General features: G+C 71.4%; 24 protein-coding genes. 2 read left to right on the top strand and 22 right to left on the bottom strand.

Features of this window, described 5'->3' with window-relative positions:
- Nucleotides 1-28: 28 nt before the first annotated feature.
- The 4 genes from DNL40_RS00350 to rplM all read right to left on the bottom strand — a co-directional run bounded on the left by DNL40_RS00350 (nt 29) and on the right by rplM (nt 3,244).
- Entirely contained in the window at nt 29-658 is a 630-nt protein-coding gene (locus DNL40_RS00350) for a peptide deformylase (RefSeq protein ID WP_111249852.1), read from the bottom strand.
- An 80-nt stretch (nt 659-738) separates the two neighbouring features.
- The gene (glmM, locus tag DNL40_RS00345) at nt 739-2,103 is read right to left on the bottom strand and encodes a phosphoglucosamine mutase (RefSeq protein ID WP_111249259.1); all 1,365 of its coding nucleotides are present in this window, start codon (nt 2,101-2,103) and stop codon (nt 739-741) included.
- 176 nt (nt 2,104-2,279) lie between these two features.
- Nucleotides 2,280-2,762, bottom strand: coding sequence for a 30S ribosomal protein S9 (gene rpsI / locus DNL40_RS00340; protein ID WP_111249258.1), 483 nt, complete (start codon nt 2,760-2,762; stop codon nt 2,280-2,282).
- 32 nt (nt 2,763-2,794) lie between these two features.
- Nucleotides 2,795-3,244, bottom strand: coding sequence for a 50S ribosomal protein L13 (gene rplM, locus DNL40_RS00335; protein WP_111249257.1), 450 nt, complete (start codon nt 3,242-3,244; stop codon nt 2,795-2,797).
- A gap of 292 nt (nt 3,245-3,536) precedes the next feature.
- Here rplM and DNL40_RS00330 point away from each other — a divergent pair, with 292 nt between their 5' ends.
- A complete protein-coding gene (locus DNL40_RS00330) occupies nt 3,537-3,953 on the top strand; it encodes a DUF5709 domain-containing protein (protein WP_111249256.1) in 417 nt (138 codons plus the stop codon).
- Nucleotides 3,954-4,017: 64 nt separating this feature from the next.
- Here DNL40_RS00330 and truA read toward each other — a convergent pair whose 3' ends face one another.
- Nucleotides 4,018-4,947, bottom strand: a complete 930-nt coding sequence (truA, locus tag DNL40_RS00325) for a tRNA pseudouridine(38-40) synthase TruA (RefSeq protein ID WP_111249255.1) — start codon at nt 4,945-4,947, stop codon at nt 4,018-4,020.
- 44 nt (nt 4,948-4,991) lie between these two features.
- On the opposite strand from truA, the gene DNL40_RS00320 reads away from it, so the two are divergent.
- The gene (locus tag DNL40_RS00320; RefSeq protein ID WP_111249254.1) at nt 4,992-5,759 is read left to right on the top strand and encodes an ROK family protein; all 768 of its coding nucleotides are present in this window, start codon (nt 4,992-4,994) and stop codon (nt 5,757-5,759) included.
- Here DNL40_RS00320 and DNL40_RS00315 read toward each other — a convergent pair.
- The 17 genes from DNL40_RS00315 to DNL40_RS00235 form a co-directional block, all read right to left on the bottom strand.
- On the bottom strand, nt 5,686-6,510 hold the full coding sequence (locus tag DNL40_RS00315) for an alpha/beta fold hydrolase (protein ID WP_111249253.1): 825 nt from the start codon (nt 6,508-6,510) through the stop codon (nt 5,686-5,688). The two genes, DNL40_RS00320 and DNL40_RS00315, sit on opposite strands and share 74 nt — an antisense overlap.
- Nucleotides 6,511-6,625: 115 nt before the next feature.
- Nucleotides 6,626-7,147, bottom strand: coding sequence for a 50S ribosomal protein L17 (gene rplQ, locus DNL40_RS00310; protein WP_111249252.1), 522 nt, complete (start codon nt 7,145-7,147; stop codon nt 6,626-6,628).
- A 79-nt stretch (nt 7,148-7,226) separates the two neighbouring features.
- On the bottom strand, nt 7,227-8,237 hold the full coding sequence (locus DNL40_RS00305; RefSeq protein ID WP_111249251.1) for a DNA-directed RNA polymerase subunit alpha: 1,011 nt from the start codon (nt 8,235-8,237) through the stop codon (nt 7,227-7,229).
- A gap of 248 nt (nt 8,238-8,485) precedes the next feature.
- Nucleotides 8,486-8,893, bottom strand: coding sequence for a 30S ribosomal protein S11 (rpsK, locus tag DNL40_RS00300; RefSeq protein ID WP_066128119.1), 408 nt, complete (start codon nt 8,891-8,893; stop codon nt 8,486-8,488).
- A gap of 80 nt (nt 8,894-8,973) precedes the next feature.
- Nucleotides 8,974-9,348 carry a 30S ribosomal protein S13 gene (gene rpsM / locus DNL40_RS00295; RefSeq protein ID WP_111249250.1) on the bottom strand — a complete coding sequence of 125 codons (375 nt, stop codon included), beginning with the start codon at nt 9,346-9,348 and terminating at the stop codon, nt 8,974-8,976.
- Between the two features lie 200 nt (nt 9,349-9,548).
- Nucleotides 9,549-9,662, bottom strand: a complete 114-nt coding sequence (rpmJ, locus tag DNL40_RS00290; RefSeq protein ID WP_009740505.1) for a 50S ribosomal protein L36 — start codon at nt 9,660-9,662, stop codon at nt 9,549-9,551.
- A 78-nt stretch (nt 9,663-9,740) separates the two neighbouring features.
- Nucleotides 9,741-9,962 (bottom strand): translation initiation factor IF-1, encoded by a 222-nt coding sequence (gene infA / locus DNL40_RS00285; RefSeq protein ID WP_012867920.1) that lies wholly within the window; start codon nt 9,960-9,962, stop codon nt 9,741-9,743.
- A 467-nt stretch (nt 9,963-10,429) separates the two neighbouring features.
- On the bottom strand, nt 10,430-11,293 hold the full coding sequence (gene map, locus DNL40_RS00280; RefSeq protein ID WP_111249851.1) for a type I methionyl aminopeptidase: 864 nt from the start codon (nt 11,291-11,293) through the stop codon (nt 10,430-10,432).
- A 7-nt stretch (nt 11,294-11,300) separates the two neighbouring features.
- Nucleotides 11,301-11,924, bottom strand: a complete 624-nt coding sequence (locus DNL40_RS00275) for an adenylate kinase (protein WP_111249850.1) — start codon at nt 11,922-11,924, stop codon at nt 11,301-11,303.
- A gap of 29 nt (nt 11,925-11,953) precedes the next feature.
- Complete coding sequence (secY, locus tag DNL40_RS00270; protein ID WP_111249249.1) at nt 11,954-13,252, bottom strand: preprotein translocase subunit SecY; 1,299 nt, start codon at nt 13,250-13,252, stop codon at nt 11,954-11,956.
- Between the two features lie 278 nt (nt 13,253-13,530).
- The gene (rplO, locus tag DNL40_RS00265) at nt 13,531-14,019 is read right to left on the bottom strand and encodes a 50S ribosomal protein L15 (protein WP_111249248.1); all 489 of its coding nucleotides are present in this window, start codon (nt 14,017-14,019) and stop codon (nt 13,531-13,533) included.
- Between the two features lie 2 nt (nt 14,020-14,021).
- Complete coding sequence (gene rpmD, locus DNL40_RS00260; RefSeq protein WP_111249247.1) at nt 14,022-14,204, bottom strand: 50S ribosomal protein L30; 183 nt, start codon at nt 14,202-14,204, stop codon at nt 14,022-14,024.
- Nucleotides 14,204-14,857: a 30S ribosomal protein S5 gene (gene rpsE, locus DNL40_RS00255; RefSeq protein WP_111249246.1), complete on the bottom strand. Its 654-nt coding sequence runs from the start codon at nt 14,855-14,857 to the stop codon at nt 14,204-14,206. The genes rpmD and rpsE overlap by 1 nt, the downstream gene beginning before the upstream one ends.
- 34 nt (nt 14,858-14,891) lie before the next feature.
- Entirely contained in the window at nt 14,892-15,263 is a 372-nt protein-coding gene (rplR, locus tag DNL40_RS00250; protein ID WP_111249245.1) for a 50S ribosomal protein L18, read from the bottom strand.
- The gene (gene rplF / locus DNL40_RS00245) at nt 15,263-15,799 is read right to left on the bottom strand and encodes a 50S ribosomal protein L6 (RefSeq protein ID WP_111249244.1); all 537 of its coding nucleotides are present in this window, start codon (nt 15,797-15,799) and stop codon (nt 15,263-15,265) included. The genes rplR and rplF overlap by 1 nt, the downstream gene beginning before the upstream one ends.
- A 20-nt stretch (nt 15,800-15,819) precedes the next feature.
- On the bottom strand, nt 15,820-16,218 hold the full coding sequence (gene rpsH, locus DNL40_RS00240) for a 30S ribosomal protein S8 (RefSeq protein ID WP_111249243.1): 399 nt from the start codon (nt 16,216-16,218) through the stop codon (nt 15,820-15,822).
- A gap of 91 nt (nt 16,219-16,309) precedes the next feature.
- Nucleotides 16,310-16,495, bottom strand: a complete 186-nt coding sequence (locus DNL40_RS00235; RefSeq protein WP_012877422.1) for a type Z 30S ribosomal protein S14 — start codon at nt 16,493-16,495, stop codon at nt 16,310-16,312.

Raw genomic sequence — 16,495 nt, 5'->3', positions numbered from 1 at the left:
CAAGGCCCTGGGCGCGCTGACAGCACGCTCAGGGCAGGTCGAAGCCCAGTCCCCGCGCGGCCGGCTCCGGGTCGACCGAGGTGGCCCAGTAGCGGGCGAGGTTCTCGTTGCTCGTCAGCGAGCGGGTCTGCGCGTGGTCGAGGTACAGCTCGCCGCGCAGGTGGTCGGTCTCGTGCTGCACGATGCGTGCCGGCCAGCCCACGAGCCGCTCGTCGACCACGGAGCCCGTCTCGTCCTGCGCGGTCAGGCGCACCTCGTGCCACCGCGCCACGACCGCCTGCCAGCCCGAGACCGACAGGCACCCCTCGAAGAAGCCCACCCGGCGCGGCTCGCCCACCGGGTCGCCCACCGGCTCGTAGGAGGGGTTGACCAGCACCCGGAACGGCAGCGGGGTCCGCTCTCGCGGGTCGCCGGGCGCACCGGCGTCCTCCACGACGGCCAGCGCCAGGCCGATGCCCACCTGAGGGGCCGCGAGCCCCACGCCGGGCGCCGCGTGCATGGTGCGGCGCATGACCTCGACGAGTCCCGGCAGGAGGTCGCCGAGCTGGCCGGTGTACGGCACCGCCGGGGTCCGCAGCACCGGGTCGCCTGCCTGGACGATCGGCAGCACCCCGTCCGGCCCGACGGCCGCGAGCAGGTCGGCCACGGCCGCCCGCAGCTCGGCGTCGACCGGTCCGGTGAAGCCGGCAGCCGTCGCGCCGGACGTCCCGCCCTCCGCCGGCCCGGTTGACGCCGCGCTCACAGCGCGAGCCGCTCGCGCACCACGACGGCGAGCTCCTCGGCCACGCCGTCGGCCTGCTGCTGCGTCGCCGCCTCGACCATCACACGGACCAGCGGCTCGGTGCCCGACGGGCGCAGCAGGACACGGCCCGTGGCGCCGAGCGACGTCTCCGCGGAGGCGACCGCGGCCAGCACGCCCGCGTCGCTGCTCGCCCGCGACTTGTCCACGCCCTTGACGTTGACCAGGGTCTGCGGCAGGCGCGGGATGCTCCCCGCCAGGTCGGCCAGGCGCTGGCCCGACCGCTTGACCTCGGCCGCCAGGTGCAGCGCCGTCAGGACGCCGTCACCCGTGGTCGAGTGCTCGGCGAGGATGATGTGGCCCGACTGCTCGCCGCCGAGCCCGTGGCCGTGCGCGCGCATCGCCTCGAGGACGTACCGGTCGCCCACCGCCGTCTGCACGGTGGCGATGCCGGACTCCTGCATCGCCAGCAGCAGGCCCAGGTTGCTCATCACGGTGACGACGAGGGTGTCGTTGGGCAGACGGCCCGCCGTCTTCATCGAGCGGGCCAGGATCCCCAGGATCTGGTCGCCGTCCACCAGCGCCCCGCCGTGGTCCACCGCGAGGCAGCGGTCGGCGTCACCGTCGAACGCGACACCGAAGTCGGCCTCCGCCGCGACCACCACGGCCTGGAGCTGCTCCGGGTGGGTGGAGCCCGCCTTCTCGTTGATGTTGCGCCCGTCGGGGCTCGCGTTCATCACCACGACGTCCGCGCCGGCCTGCCGCAGCGCCTCCGGCCCCACCTCGCTGGCGGCACCGTTCGCGGCGTCCACCGCGATCCGCAGCCCTTCCAGGGGGCGGTGGTCCGGTGTCGTGCCCACGCTCTGCACGAGGTGCTCGACGTAGCGCTGCACCGCGATGCCCGCGTCCACGCGCACCCGCCCGACGTCGGCTCCCGTGGGCCGCTCCCACGTCTCCCCGAGGCGCGCCTCGATGCGGTCCTCGACGGCGTCGTCGAGCTTGAGACCGCCCCGCTGGAAGAACTTGATCCCGTTGTCCGGCATCGCGTTGTGGGACGCCGAGATCATCACGCCGAGGTCGGCGTCGAGCTCGGTCACCAGGTAGGCGAGCGCGGGGGTGGGCACCACGCCGAGGTCGACGACGTCGACGCCTGCGCTGGCGAGGCCGGCGATCATGCCGGCACCCAGGAACTCACCGGAGGCGCGCGGGTCGCGCGCGACCAGGGCGCGCGGGCGGTGCCCGGAGAACTGGGGGGACGAGCCGAGCTCGTGCGCCGCGGCGCTGCCGAGCGCCAGCGCGAGCTCCGCGGTGACGTCCCGGTTGGCAAGACCTCGGACACCGTCGGTGCCGAACAAGCGGGCCATGGGATTCCTCTCGGTGGGGGCAACCTGATCGTAGACGCCGGCCGACCGCCGCTGACGTGGCCGGTCGCGCACGACTGCGGCCCCGCCGGACGGAGTCCGACGGGGCCGCAGCGAGCAGCTCTGGAAGCCCCGCAGAGCACCGCAGCGGCGAGGCTGCGGGGCCAGAGCGCTCCAGATCAGCGCTTGCTGTACTGGGGGGCCTTGCGGGCCTTCTTGAGACCGGCCTTCTTGCGCTCGACGACGCGGGCGTCGCGAGTCAGGAACCCGGCCTTCTTGAGCGCGGGGCGGTTGGCCTCGCGGTCGATCTCGTTGAGCGCACGGGCGATGCCCAGGCGCAGGGCGCCGGCCTGGCCGGACGCGCCACCACCCGTGATGCGGGCGATGACGTCGAAGCGGCCCTCGACCTCGACCAGCTTCAGCGGGGAGTTGACCAGCTGCTGGTGCACCTTGTTCGGGAAGTAGTCCTCGAGGGTGCGGCCGTTGATCTTCCACTGGCCGGTACCGGGGACGAGGCGCACGCGCGCCACGGCCTCCTTGCGGCGGCCCAGGGCCTGGCCCGGAGCCGTGATGGACTGACCGCCGTTGGCGACGGGCGCCTCGGTCTCGGTCGTGTAGGTGCTGGGGGTCTCCAGCTCGGTGTCGACGGTGGTCTCTGCCACTTTTCGAATCCTTCGTCTCGCTGCGCAGCGGCTCAGGCCTGCTGCGAAACCTGGGTGATCTCGAACGGCTGGGGCTGCTGGGCCGCGTGCGGGTGCTCCGCACCGCGGTAGACCTTCAGCTTGCCGAGCTGCTGACGGGCGAGGCTGTTCTTCGGGAGCATCCCGCGAACAGCCTTCTCGATGGCGCGCTCAGGGTTCTTCTCGAGCAGCTCGCCATACGCGACGGCACGCAGACCGCCCGGGTAGCCGGAGTGGCGGTAGGCCATCTTCGTCGTCCGCTTGTTGCCCGACAGGGCAACCTTGTCGGCGTTGATGACGATGACGAAGTCACCGCCGTCGACGTGCGGGGCGAAGGTCGGCTTGTGCTTCCCGCGCAGGAGCGTGGCGACCTGGCTGGCCAGGCGGCCCAGGACGACGTCGGTCGCGTCGACGACGTACCAGTCGCGCTGGACGTCGCCGGGCTTCGGGGTGTACGTACGCACGGTTCGTAACCTTTTCGTGTTGGTGTCGTCGGGCGAGAAGCGGCGCCCGATGAGTCAGGTCGTTGTGCGCGGGAGGTTCCTGGTTGACGCCCAGGCCGTGCGATCTCGGTGCGAGTGGGCGCGCTGATGATCGCGGGACGTCGGAACTACAGCACAACGGCTCGCCAGTCTAGCGGCAGGCCTCCACTATCACCAAAGCGAGGTCGGTCACGTGCCCGCCCGTGGCATCGCGCAGCGCGAACAGCCCGCCGCTCGCGCTGCGTGCCCCGCCGCCCGGGGGCACGGTGGAGCCATGACCGAGGAGACCCCGGCCACCAGGCCAGACCCCGAGATCGACGCCGAGGGCGACACCAACCAGCTCTCGCGCGACGACACGCTCATGCCCGGCCCCGACCGCTACGAGCCCCTCGACGAGGGGTACTCGCCGCCCGAGCGCGACCGCACCGGCCGCTGGGGCGAGACGCAGTGGGAGCAGGAGCACGACGAGCCGATGGACCGCCGTCTCGAGGCGGAGGAGCCCGAGGTGTGGGAGGACGGCGCCACCCGCCCGGACACCACGCGTGCGGGCCGCCTCGTCGCCGACGCCGACGCCGAGCCCACGGAGGACGGCACCGCCCGGGACACCTCGACCTACGGCGAGGACGTCGGCATCGACGGCGCCGCCGCGAGCGCCGAGGAGGCCGCGGTCCACTGGACCGAGGAGCCCTGACCACCGGCGGGCCGGCACTCCGGCGGGTCCCCGAGCGGACCGGCTGCGGCGCCCCCCGCACGGCTCACCCCCGTGCGGGGAGGCCCGGCCCTCCGCTCGTCGCCGGCCCCTCCCACACGTCCTCCTCCATGCGGACCGCCCGCACACGCTCGGCGCGCCCCGCGAGCTCGGCGTCCGCCGGGTAGACGACCTCCTCCAGCACCAGGCCGTGCGGCGGCACGACGGCGGCGTTGCGCTCCCGCTCGCGGGAGGCCAGCACCTCGGCCGGCCACGTGACGGGCCTGCGCCCCTCCCCCACCGCGACCGACGCTCCGACGAGGGCACGCACCATGTTGTGGCAGAACGCGTCGGCGACCACCCGGGCCACGACGAGCCCGGCGTCGGGACCCTGCTCCGGCCGCTCCCAGGTGAGCTCCTTCAGCTCCCGGATGGTGGTGGCGCCGGGCCGCGGCTTGCAGAACGCCGCGAAGTCCCGCACCCCCAGCAGCGGCTGCACGGCGGCGTGCATGGCCTCGACGTCGAGCGGTCGCCGCTGCCACAGCACGTGGGTGCGCCGCAGCGGGTCGCGCAGGGAGGCGTGATCCGCCACCCGGTAGGCGTAGCGCCGGTACAGCGCCGAGAACCGGGCGTCGAAGCCGTCCGGCGCGAGCTGCGCGCGGTGCACCACGACGTCGGGCGGCAGCACCCCGCTCAGCCGCGTCACGAGCGACGGTCCAGGAGCGCGGTCGGACCGGCCCGGCAGGGCCGCCCACCGCTCGATCGGGACGTCGACGTGGACCACCTGCCCGCGCGCGTGCACGCCCGCGTCCGTGCGGCCCGCCACCGTCACGCGCGGCACCGGCAGCCCCAGCGCCTCGAGGCGCAGCACCCGCTCCAGCGCCTCCTCCAGCGCACCCTGCACGGTGCGCAGCCCCGGCTGGCGCGCCCACCCGGCGAAGTGCGTGCCGTCATAGGCGAGGTCGAGGCGTGCACGGACGGTCCCAGCGTGATCCACCCGGCCATTGTCCCGGACGGGCCCGGCCCGGCGATGATGGTGGCATGCCGGAGACGCTCACCCTCGCCGTCGACTGCGGAGGCTCGGGGATCAAGGCCAACGTGCTCGACGAGGCGGGCACCGCCCACTCCGCCCCCGTGCGCGTCCCCACCCCGTACCCGCTGCCGCCCTCGCTGCTGGTCGAGACGATCGCCGAGATCGCCGGCGGCCTCCCGGCGGCGCAGCGCGCCACCGTCGGCATGCCCGGCATGCTGCGCCACGGCGTCGTCGTGCACACCCCGCACTACATCACCCGCTCCGGGCCGCGCTCGCGCGTCGAGCCCAACCTGGTCGAGGCGTGGTCCAGCTTCGACGTCCAGGCCGCCGTCAGCGCCCGCCTGGGCGTGCCCGCCATGGTGCTCAACGACGCCGAGGTGCACGGCGCCGGCGTCATCGCCGGCTCAGGCTTCGAGCTCGTCCTCACGCTCGGCACGGGGCTGGGCTCCGCACTGTTCGACGGCGGTCGGCTCGCCCCCCACCTGGAGTGGTCCCACGCCCCCGTGCGGCGCGGCACCACCTACGACCAGTACGTCGGGGAACCGGAGCGCCGCCGCCTGGGCGACGGCCTGTGGTCCCGGCGCGTCGTGGCGATGGTCGAGGGCCTGAGGCCCGTGTTCTGGTGGGACCGGCTCTACATCGGCGGCGGCAACTCGCGCCGCATCACACCCACCGCGCTCGCCCGCCTCGGGGACGACGTCGTCATCGTGCCGAACTCCGCGGCGCTCGTGGGCGGGGCCCGGGCGTGGGAGCTGCCCCGCTCGACCTGGGAGTGACCGCCTCGGCAGCCTCGAGCAGCACCCGCGCGAACGGCACCGGGGCGTCGAAGCTCACCAGGTGGCGCGCGTGCGGCACCACGACCAGACGGGCCGGCGCGCCGCTCGACCGGGCAGACCGGACCATCGACCGTTCCCACCCCCGGAAGTGGTCCCAGCGCCCGTTGACGACCCACACGGGGCTCGTGCCCCGCGCCAGCGCCCCCAGCGTGTCCACGCTCGCGACCTCGCGCAGCACGTCGCCCATGACCTCGAGCGCGTACCCGCCCTCCGCGATGTCCCGCGCCGCCTGCGCATCGAGCGTGAGCCCCACCAGCAGGTCGTTGAGCCGCGCCCCGTGGTCCGGCCGGCCCTCGATGAGCCGCACCGCCACCGCCCACGCGTCCCGCAGGCGTGACTGCGGCGGGGTGCTGCACGACGCCGCCACCAGACCTGCCGACTGCTCGGGGTGGCGCGCCCGGTGCTCGATCGCCACGTAGCCTCCCAGCGAGAGGCCCACCACCAGCGCCCGGCCGCCCAGATCCTCGACCGCGCCGCGCAGGGCCGCCACCGCGCCGTCGAGCGTGAACCGCTCCTCGATGTGCTCCCCGTGCCCAGGCAGGTCCACCGCCGCCGCAGGCACCCCGGCCCGTGCCAGGACGTCGAGCTGACGCCGCCACATCGTGCGCGACGTCCGCGCCCCGTGCACCAGCAGCACGGGCACCGGTGCCCCTGGCCCACCGTGCCGCCGGGCGTCGTCCGCGATGCTCATCCCCCCATGCTCACCGCTCCCCCGCGTCCAGGAAAGTCCGGCAGGCGAGCACGCACGAGGGCCCCGCACCGGTGACGGTGCGGGGCCCTCGACGGATCGCTCGGAGAGCGGAGGCTCAGGCCTCCTTCTTCTCCTCGGTCGTCTCGGCGGCGGCCTCGGCCGGCGCCTCGGTGGCCTCGGCCGGGGTCTCGACGGTCTCCTCAGCCTTCGGCTCAGCCTTCTTCGCCGACTTCTTGGTGGCCTTCTCGGCCTCCTTGACGACGGCCTGCTTCGGGCTGACGGGCTCGGTCACGAGCTCGATGACCGCCATGGGGGCGTTGTCGCCCTTGCGGTTGCCGACCTTGGTGATGCGCGTGTAGCCACCGTTGCGCTCGGCCATGGCCGGGGCGATCTCGGTGAACAGCGTGTGCACCACGCCCTTGTCGCGGACCACGGTCAGGACGCGACGGCGGGCGTGCAGGTCACCGCGCTTGGCGAACGTGATCAGACGCTCGGCCAGGGGGCGCAGGCGCTTGGCCTTGGTCTCGGTCGTCGTGATCCGGCCGTGCTCGAAGAGCGCCGTGGACAGGTTCGCGAGGATCAGGCGCTCGTGAGCCGGGCCACCGCCGAGCCGCGGACCCTTGGTGGGGGTAGGCATTATCGGGTTCTCCTTGAAGGGTGTCCCCGCCGCGCGGCCCTAGGGCCGCCGCGGCGAGGGTGCACGAAGCACTGGGTCGTCAGTACGACTGCTCGTCGTAGCTCGCCGCGTCGTCGCCACCGTCGTAGTAGGCGGCGGACGGGTCGAAGTCGAGCGGCGAGTCCTTGAGCGACAGGCCGAGCTCGGCCAGCTTCTCCTTGACCTCGTTGATCGACTTGGCGCCGAAGTTACGGATGTCGAGCAGATCGGCCTCGCTGCGCGCGACGAGCTCACCCACCTGGTGGATGCCCTCACGCTTGAGGCAGTTGTACGAACGGATCGTGAGGTTGAGCTCCTCGATCGGCAGCGCCAGGTCCGCGGCCAGCGCGGAGTCCGTCGGCGACGGGCCGATCTCGATGCCCTCGGCCTCGACGTTCAGCTCGCGGGCAAGGCCGAAGAGCTCGACGAGCGTCTTGCCGGCGGAGGCGAGCGCGTCGCGCGGCGTGATGGCCGGCTTCGTCTCGACGTCGACGATCAGCTTGTCGAAGTCCGTGCGCTGCTCCACACGGGTGGCCTCGACCTTGTAGGTGACCTTGAGGACGGGCGAGTAGATCGAGTCGACAGGGATGCGACCGATCTCCGCGTCCGCCGACTTGTTCTGCGCGGCGGAGACGTAGCCACGACCACGCTCGACGGTCAGCTCGATCTCGAGCTTGCCCTTGTCGTTCAGCGTGGCGATGTGCAGGTCGGGGTTGTGCACCTCGACCCCCGCCGGCGGCACGATGTCCGCAGCGGTGACGGCCCCGGCACCCTGCTTGCGCAGGTACATGACGACCGGCTCGTCGTTCTCCGAGGAGACGACGAGGTTCTTGATGTTGAGGATGATCTCGGTGACGTCCTCCTTCACACCCGGCACGGTGGTGAACTCGTGGAGCACACCGTCGATGCGGATGGAGGTGACGGCCGCGCCCGGGATGGACGACAGCAGGGTGCGACGCAGCGAGTTGCCGAGCGTGTAGCCGAAGCCAGGCTCCAGCGGCTCGATGGCAAAACGCGTGCGGTGCTCCGAGATGACCTCTTCGGTCAGGGTGGGGCGCTGTGCGATCAGCACTGTGGTTGTCCTTTCAGTGTGCGTCCGCCATATGACGCATCACGTGTCCGCGAAACTCGCGATCCCGGGCCGGACTCGGTCCGTCCGCCCGGGCAGGGATCCGGCACCGTGCCACCCGGCCTCCGCGCGAGCGAGGAGGGAAGCAGGTGGCGCGACGCCGGGCAGGGGTCGGGCCCGGCAGCCGCCCCCCAGAGGCGCCAAGAGCACCTCTCAGGAGCGCTGCCGTGCCCGACCACGGCGGAGCAAGGTCAGACGCGGCGGCGCTTCGGGGGGCGGACGCCGTTGTGAGCCTGCGGCGTCACGTCCTGGATCGAGCCGACCTCGAGGCCGGTCGCCTGCAGGGAGCGGATCGCGGTCTCACGACCGGAACCCGGGCCCTTGACGAAGACGTCGACCTTCTTCACGCCGTGCTCCTGGGCGCGGCGGGCAGCCGACTCGGCGGCCAGCTGCGCGGCGAACGGCGTCGACTTGCGGGAGCCCTTGAAGCCGACGTGGCCGGCGGACGCCCACGAGATCACGGCGCCCGACGGGTCCGTGATCGAGACGATCGTGTTGTTGAAGGTGCTCTTGATGTGAGCCTGGCCGAGGGGGACGTTCTTCTTGTCCTTGCGGCGCGGCTTGCGCGTGCCGGCTGCGGCACGAGTCTTGGGAGGCATGTGCTCGTTCTCTCCTGGTACTGAGGTCGTCGGACCGGAGCGGGCGCGCTAACGGCGCCCAGCTGCCCGGACTGCTGACGTCAGCGGGCCTTCTTCTTGCCCGCGACGGTGCGCTTCGGACCCTTGCGGGTACGCGCGTTGGTCTTGGTGCGCTGACCGCGCACCGGCAGTCCGCGACGGTGACGCAGACCCTGGTACGTGCCGATCTCGACCTTGCGGCGGATGTCGGCAGCGACCTCGCGGCGGAGGTCACCCTCGAGCTTGAAGTTGCCCTCGAGGTAGTCACGGAGCGCGACGAGCTCGGTGTCACCGAGGTCCTTCACGCGAACGTCCGGGTTGATCCCGGTGGCGGCCAGCGTCTGCTGGGCGCGGGTACGGCCGACGCCGTAGATGTAGGTGAGCGCAACCTCAAGCCGCTTCTCGCGGGGGAGGTCGACGCCGACAAGACGTGCCATGTGCCTTCCGGCTCCTGTACTTCGCCCGGAGGTCTTCCGCACCGCCCTCCCGCGATGTCCGCGGGCCCCGGCCTCCGGACCGGGGGTTCCCCTGCGACGCCGCCTCCGCCGGAGCTTCGCTCCGAAGGTGGGGTGTCGAGGTTCGTGGTGGTGCGCTGGACGGTGACGACGTGCGCCGTCACCGCGCTGTCACGGGGAGATCAGCCCTGACGCTGCTTGTGGCGCAGGTTCTCGCAGATCACCATGACGCGACCGTGCCGGCGGATCACCTTGCACTTGTCGCAGATCTTCTTGACGCTCGGCTTGACCTTCATCAGTGTTCCTCCGCCCCCGACGGGGTCCGGGCCAGGCCCGGCCGCGACGGCGGCAGTGTCGATCGGGTGGGGGATGGACTACTTGTAGCGGTAGACGATCCGGCCACGGGACAGGTCGTACGGGCTCAGCTCCACCACGACCCGGTCCTCGGGGAGGATCCGGATGTAGTGCTGACGCATCTTGCCCGAGATGTGAGCGAGCACCTTGTGACCGTTGGCAAGCTCCACGCGGAACATCGCGTTCGGCAGTGCCTCGACCACGCTGCCCTCGATCTCGATGACACCGTCCTTCTTTGCCATGTCCTCCGCTAACTCTCGTCCGATGACGTTCGTCCTGATGCTTCCGCGCCACGGGACGAGCCCGACCGCACCGGAGGACGACGCCGCCGGCGTGGGGTTGACGTGGATTCGCGTGCTGCCGTCCGGTCGCGACCCGGACCCGAGGGTCGGAGACGCAAGCACGAACGGACTACACCCAGCGGACTAGCCTACCCGACCGATCCAGTCCTGGGAACCGGGGGCAGGAGTGCCCCGGGTCACGCCGCGGCACCGCTGCCCGCGCGGCCGACAGAGCCGGACGCCGGGCGGCAGATCCAGGACCGCGCGCACGCGCGCCGGCCGGTGACACCGCGAGCCCGCTGGCAGCAGCACGGCGACGGCCCAGCGGTGCCTCGGTGGCGCCTGGTGGCGGCTCGGTGGCCGCACCTCGACGGCGAGGTCGCGTCGGCCGGCGAGGGTCCGGGAGCCGAACCGCGCCAGACAGCGGTTCAGTCGAGCCGGACGACTTCCACACCCAGCGCACCGAGGCGCTCCGCACCACCGTCGACAGCGGTGAGCACGGTGATGCCACCCTCGAGGATCGCGACGGAGTGCTCCCAGTGCGCTGCACGGGCGCCGTCCGCAGTCACCACGGTCCACCCGTCCTCGAGCTCGCGGGTGGCCCCGCTCCCCCGGCTGATCATCGGCTCCACGCACAGGCACATGCCGGCGCGCAACCTGGCGCCACGGTCCGACGTCGCGTAGTTGAGCACGTCCGGCGGCTGGTGCATCGCCGTGCCGATCCCGTGGCCGACGTACTCCTCCACGATCCCGTACACCGCACCCGTGGCCGCACCGGCCACCTCGACGGCTGCTTCGACCGCACGTCCCACGTCACCCACGCGGCTGCCCGCCGCCAGCGCCGCGATCCCGGCCCACATCGCCGCCTCGGTGGCACGCACCAGCGCGTCGTCCGCAGGGTCCGCCTCCGCAGAGCCGGGCGCCAGGGCTCCGTCCGCACCGAGCACGAAGGTCGCCGCGGCGTCACCGTGCCAGCCGTCCACGACCGCCCCGGCGTCGACCGACACGACATCCCCGGCCTCGAGCACTCGAGAACCGGGGATGCCGTGGATGACCTCGTCGTTGACCGAGGTGCAGATCGACGCGGGGAAGCCGTGGTAGCCGAGAAAGTTCGACGTCGCCCCGGCCTCTGCGATCGTCCGTGCCGCGACCGCGTCCAGGTCCGCCGTCGTCATCCCGGGCCGGGCCGCAGCACGCACCGCCGCGTGCACACCCGCGACGACGAGGCCCGCGCGTCGCATCACGCGCACCTGGTCGAGCGTCTTGAGCTCGACACGCTCGCGGCCGAAGATCACCAGATCAGCCCAGCTGGGCGGCCAGGCCCGCGACGATGCGGTCGGTGACCTCGGTGACCTCGCCGATGCCGTCCACCTGGACGAGCAGACCGCGCTCGGCGTACGCCGCCGTCAGCGGGGCCGTCTGCTCGGCGTAGATGTCCAGACGGCGAGCGATGGCCTCCTCCGTGTCGTCCTCGCGGCCCTCCAGCTGGGCGCGCTTGGCGATACGGGCCAGGAGCTCGTCACGGTCCGCCGTCAGCTCGATGACGCCGTCGAGCTGCCATCCCAGGTCGCCCAGGATGCCGTCCAGCGCACCGACCTGGTGCGCGTTGCGCGGGTAGCCGTCGAGGATGAAGCCCTGCGCGGCGTCCTCCTCGCCCAGGCGGTCGCGAACCATCGAGTCGGTGACCTCGTCGGGCACCAGCTCGCCCTTGTTCGTGTACTCCTGCGCGAGCCGGCCCAGCTCGGTGCCGCCCTTGATGTTCGCCCGGAAGATGTCACCGGTCGAGATCGCGGGGATGCCGAACACCTCGGCCAGGCGAGCGGCCTGGGTGCCCTTGCCGGCGCCCTGCGGCCCCATGATGATCAGGCGCGTGACACGCCCCTCGGGACCGGGGGCCGGGTGGAGGTCGTGCCGCGAGGGCATCTCGGCCGTCGTGTTCTCGGTGCTGTCGGTCAACGGAGGAACCCTTCGTAGTGACGCTGCTGCAGCTGGGAGTCGATCTGCTTGACCGTCTCCAGGCCGACGCCCACGATGATCAGCACCGAGGCGCCGCCGAAGGGCAGCTGGTTCGCGAGGCCGAGCCACACGACCATCAGCGTCGGGATGAGAGCGATGACCACCAGGTAGAGCGACCCGGCCGACGTGATGCGCGTGATCACGTAGTCCAGGTACTCGGCGGTCGGGCGGCCGGCCCGGATGCCCGGGATGAAGCCGCCGTACTTCTTCATGTTGTCCGCGACCTCGTCCGGGTTGAACGTGATCGACGTGTAGAAGAAGCAGAAGAACAGGATCATCAGCGCGTACAGCGCGACGTACAGGGGCGCGTCCTGCGCGGCCAGGTTCGACGAGATCCACAGGACCCAGCCGGCGCTCTGGTCGCCGAACTGCGCCACCAGCGTCGGGATCGCGAGGATCGACGACGCGAAGATCACGGGGATCACGCCGGCCATGTTGATCTTGACCGGGATGTAGGTGCTCGTGCCGCCGTACATGCGGCGCCCCACCATGCGCTTCGCGTACTGCACCGGGATGCGGCGCTGCGACTGCTCCACGTACACGACCGCACCGATCACCACGAGGATCACGAGCAGCACGATGATGATGTTGCGCACGCCGTCGTTACCGCCCGCCACCGACCACAGGCCGGTCGGGAACGTGGCAGCGATCGACGTGAAGATCAGCAGCGACATGCCGTTGCCGACACCGCGCTCGGTGATGAGCTCGCCGAGCCACATGACCAGGCCCGTACCGGCGGTCATCGTGATGATCATCAGCACGAGCGTCCAGACGCTGTCGTCCGCGATCACGTCCAGGCCACAGCCCGGGAAGAGCAGGCCCTGCCGGGCGGTCGTGATGACCGTCGTCGACTGGAGGATCGCGAGCGCGATCGTCAGGTAGCGGGTGTACTGCGTCAGCTTCGCCTGGCCCGACTGCCCCTCCTTGTGGAGAGCCTCGAACCGAGGGATCACGACGCGCAGCAGCTGCACGATGATGCTCGCCGTGATGTACGGCATGATGCCGAGCGCGAAGATCGACAGCTGCAGCAGCGCGCCACCGCTGAAGACGTTCACGAGGCCCAGCAGCGACGTCCCGTCCTCAGCCTGCGCGATGCACTGCCGCACGTTCGGGTAGTCCACTCCGGGGGTCGGGATGAACGACCCGACACGGAAGATCGCCATGATCGCGATCGTGAACAGCAGCTTGCGCCGCAGGTCGGGCGTCCGGAAAGCCCGGGCGAATGCGCTGAGCACCTATCCTCCTGGCCCGCCGATGCGGGTTCTCGTGTCGCCGGTCCCCCCGGCGACGTGTAGCACCGTCACGGTGACGATCACCGCTCCGATGCCGGCTGGACGCGTCCGACCCGGGCCGCCTGGCCCGGACCCTCCGGCCGCACGACGAGGTACAGCCGGACCGCAAGGGATTCTACGTGGCTCCAGGGTGTGCCCTGGACCACATCCCCAAGGACGGGATGGTTCGGACAGCACGCAGGGCCGGCAGCGCGTGTGCGCCACCGGCCCTGCCTGTGGTGTCAGTCCTCCGAGACCGTACCGCCGGCCGCCAGGATCTTCTCCTTGGCGGAGCCGGACAGCGCGTCCACCGCGACGTCCAGCTTGACGGTGATCTCGCCCGTGCCGAGCAGCTTCACCGGCTGGCCCTTGCGGACCGCGCCCTTGGCGACGAGGTCCTCGACGGTGACGGAGCCACCCTCGGGGTACAGCGCGGAGAGCTTGTCCAGGTTGACGACCTGGTACTCGACGCGGAACGGGTTCTTGAACCCGCGCAGCTTCGGGAGGCGCATGTGCAGAGGCATCTGCCCACCCTCGAAGCGCTGGGGCACCTGGTAACGAGCCTTCGTACCCTTGGTACCGCGGCCCGCCGTCTTACCCTTCGAGGCCTCGCCACGACCCACACGGGTCTTGGCGGTCTTGGCCCCGGCGGCAGGACGCAGGTGGTGGACCTTCAGCGGCTTGACCGAGGTGGTCTCCTCGGCCGCCGCGGCCTTCTTGCTGCCGGCCATGATCAGTCGACCTCCTCGACCGTGACGAGGTGCGCCACGGTGGCGACCATGCCGCGGATCTCCGGGCGGTCCTCCTTCACGGCGGTGTCGCCGATCCGCTTGAGGCCCAGGGTCCGCAGCGTGTCACGCTGGTTCTGCTTGCCGCCGATGGCGGACTTGGTCTGGGTCACCTTGAGACGAGCCATCACGCACCCACCTTCTCGGCGTCCTTCGCGGCGAGACCGGCGGCCTGAGCGCGCAGGAGAGCGGCCGGGGCCACGTCCTCGAGCTTCAGACCACGGCGCGCGGCCACGGCGGCCGGCTCCTCGAGACCCTTGAGGGCCGCGACGGTCGCGTGCACGATGTTGATCGAGTTCGACGAACCGAGCGACTTGCTCAGGACGTCGTGGATGCCCGCGCACTCCAGCACGGCGCGCACCGGACCACCGGCGATCACACCGGTACCCGGCGAGGCCGGACGCAGGAACACGACGCCGGCGGCGGCCTCACCCTGGACGGGGTGCGGGATGGTGCCCTGGATACGGGGGACGCGGAAGAAGTTCTTCTTCGCCTCCTCCACGCCCTTGGCGATCGCCGCGGGCACCTCCTTGGCCTTGCCGTAGCCGACGCCCACGGTGCCGTCACCGTCGCCCACCACGACGAGCGCGGTGAAGCTGAAGCGGCGACCGCCCTTGACGACCTTCGCGACGCGGTTGATCGTCACGACGCGCTCGACGAAGGCGCTCTTCTCCGCCTCGCGGCGGTCGTTGCGGCGGTCGTCGCGGCGGTTGCTGCGACGGCCGTCGTTGTTGGACTCGTTGGCGCCCTGGGGGGCGCCGGTGCGCTGCCCTGCAGCCATCAGAGGTTCCTCATCTTCCGTGCGTTGATCGTCGTCACAGCGCCAGACCACCCTCGCGGGCACCGTCGGCGACGGCAGCAACCCGACCGTGGTACTTGTTGCCACCGCGGTCGAAGACCACGGACTCGATGCCGGCCTCCTTGGCACGCGCGGCGACGAGCTCGCCCACCTTGCGGGCCTTGGCGACCTTGTCGCCCTCGAAGGCACGCAGGTCGGCCTCGAGGGTCGAGGCGGACGCGACGGTCTTGCCGACCGTGTCGTCGACGACCTGAGCCACCATGTGGCGGTTCGAGCGCGTCACGACGAGGCGGGGGCGAGCCGGCGTACCGGTGATCTTCTTGCGCAGGCGCAGGTGGCGACGCTGGCGCGCGACAGCCTTGCCCTTGCCCAGGATCTTGATAGCCATCACTTACCAGCCTTTCCGACCTTGCGGCGGACGACCTCGCCGGCGTAACGCACACCCTTGCCCTTGTACGGCTCGGGCTTGCGGATCTTGCGGATGTTCGCCGCGACCTCGCCGACCTGCTGCTTGTCGATGCCGGCCACCGAGAACTTGGTGGGGCTCTCGACGGCGAACGAGATGCCCTCGGGCGCCTTGACGACGACCGGGTGGCTGAAGCCGAGCGCGAACTCGAGGTCCGTGCCCTTCGCGGTCACGCGGTAACCGGTACCGACGATCTCGAGCTTCTTCTCGTAGCCCTGCGTGACACCGGTGACGATGTTCGCGAGCAGGGTGCGGGTCAGGCCGTGCAGCGCACGGGACTCGCGCTCGTCGTTCGGGCGCGACACCACGAGCGTGGCGTCCTCCTGCGCGACGGTGATGGGGGCGGGCACGGTGTGCTCAAGGGTGCCCTTGGGGCCCTTGATCGTCACGAGCGCACCCGAGATGGTGACGTCCACGCCGGCCGGGACCGGGACGGGGATCTTGCCGATTCGAGACATGGCTTGTATCTCCCTTCCGATTACCAGACGTAGGCGAGGACCTCGCCACCGACGCCCTTGGCCTGAGCCTGGCGGTCGGTGAGGAGACCCGAGGAGGTCGACAGGATCGCGACACCCAGGCCACCGAGGACCTTGGGAATCTCCGTCGACTTGGCGTACTTGCGAAGACCCGGCTTCGAGATGCGGCGGATGCCCGAGAGGGCGCGCTCGCGGTTCGGGCCGTACTTCAGGGTGATGGTGAGGTTCTTGCCCACCTTCGCGTCCTCGACCTCCCAGCCGGCGATGTAGCCCTCGGCCTGAAGGATCTCCGCGATGTGGAGCTTCAGCTTCGAGGACGGCATCGTCACGGTGTCGTGGTGAGCCGAGTTCGCGTTCCGCAGACGCGTGAGCATGTCTGCGATGGGGTCGGTCATCGTCATCTGGGCTCTTGCCCTTCCTCGTCGTGGTATCCGGCCGGCGCTCCAGGAACTCGTCCTGGGGTCCCGGCCGGACCTGCGACGTCGTCGGTGGTTACCAGCTGCTCTTGGTCACGCCGGGGAGCTCGCCGCGGTGGGCCATCTCCCGCACGCAGATCCGGCACAGGCCGAACTTGCGGTACACCGAGTGCGGACGACCGCACCGCTGGCACCGGGTGTAGGCGCGGACCGCGAACTTGGGCTTCGCGGCGGCCTTGTTGATCAGGGCCTTCTTCGCCAT

Origin of the sequence: Xylanimonas oleitrophica, assembly GCF_003244315.1 — a bacterium.
GTDB classification, from domain to species: Bacteria; Actinomycetota; Actinomycetes; order Actinomycetales; family Cellulomonadaceae; genus Xylanimonas_A; species Xylanimonas_A oleitrophica.
This window is presented reverse-complemented; position numbering and strand designations above follow the sequence as displayed.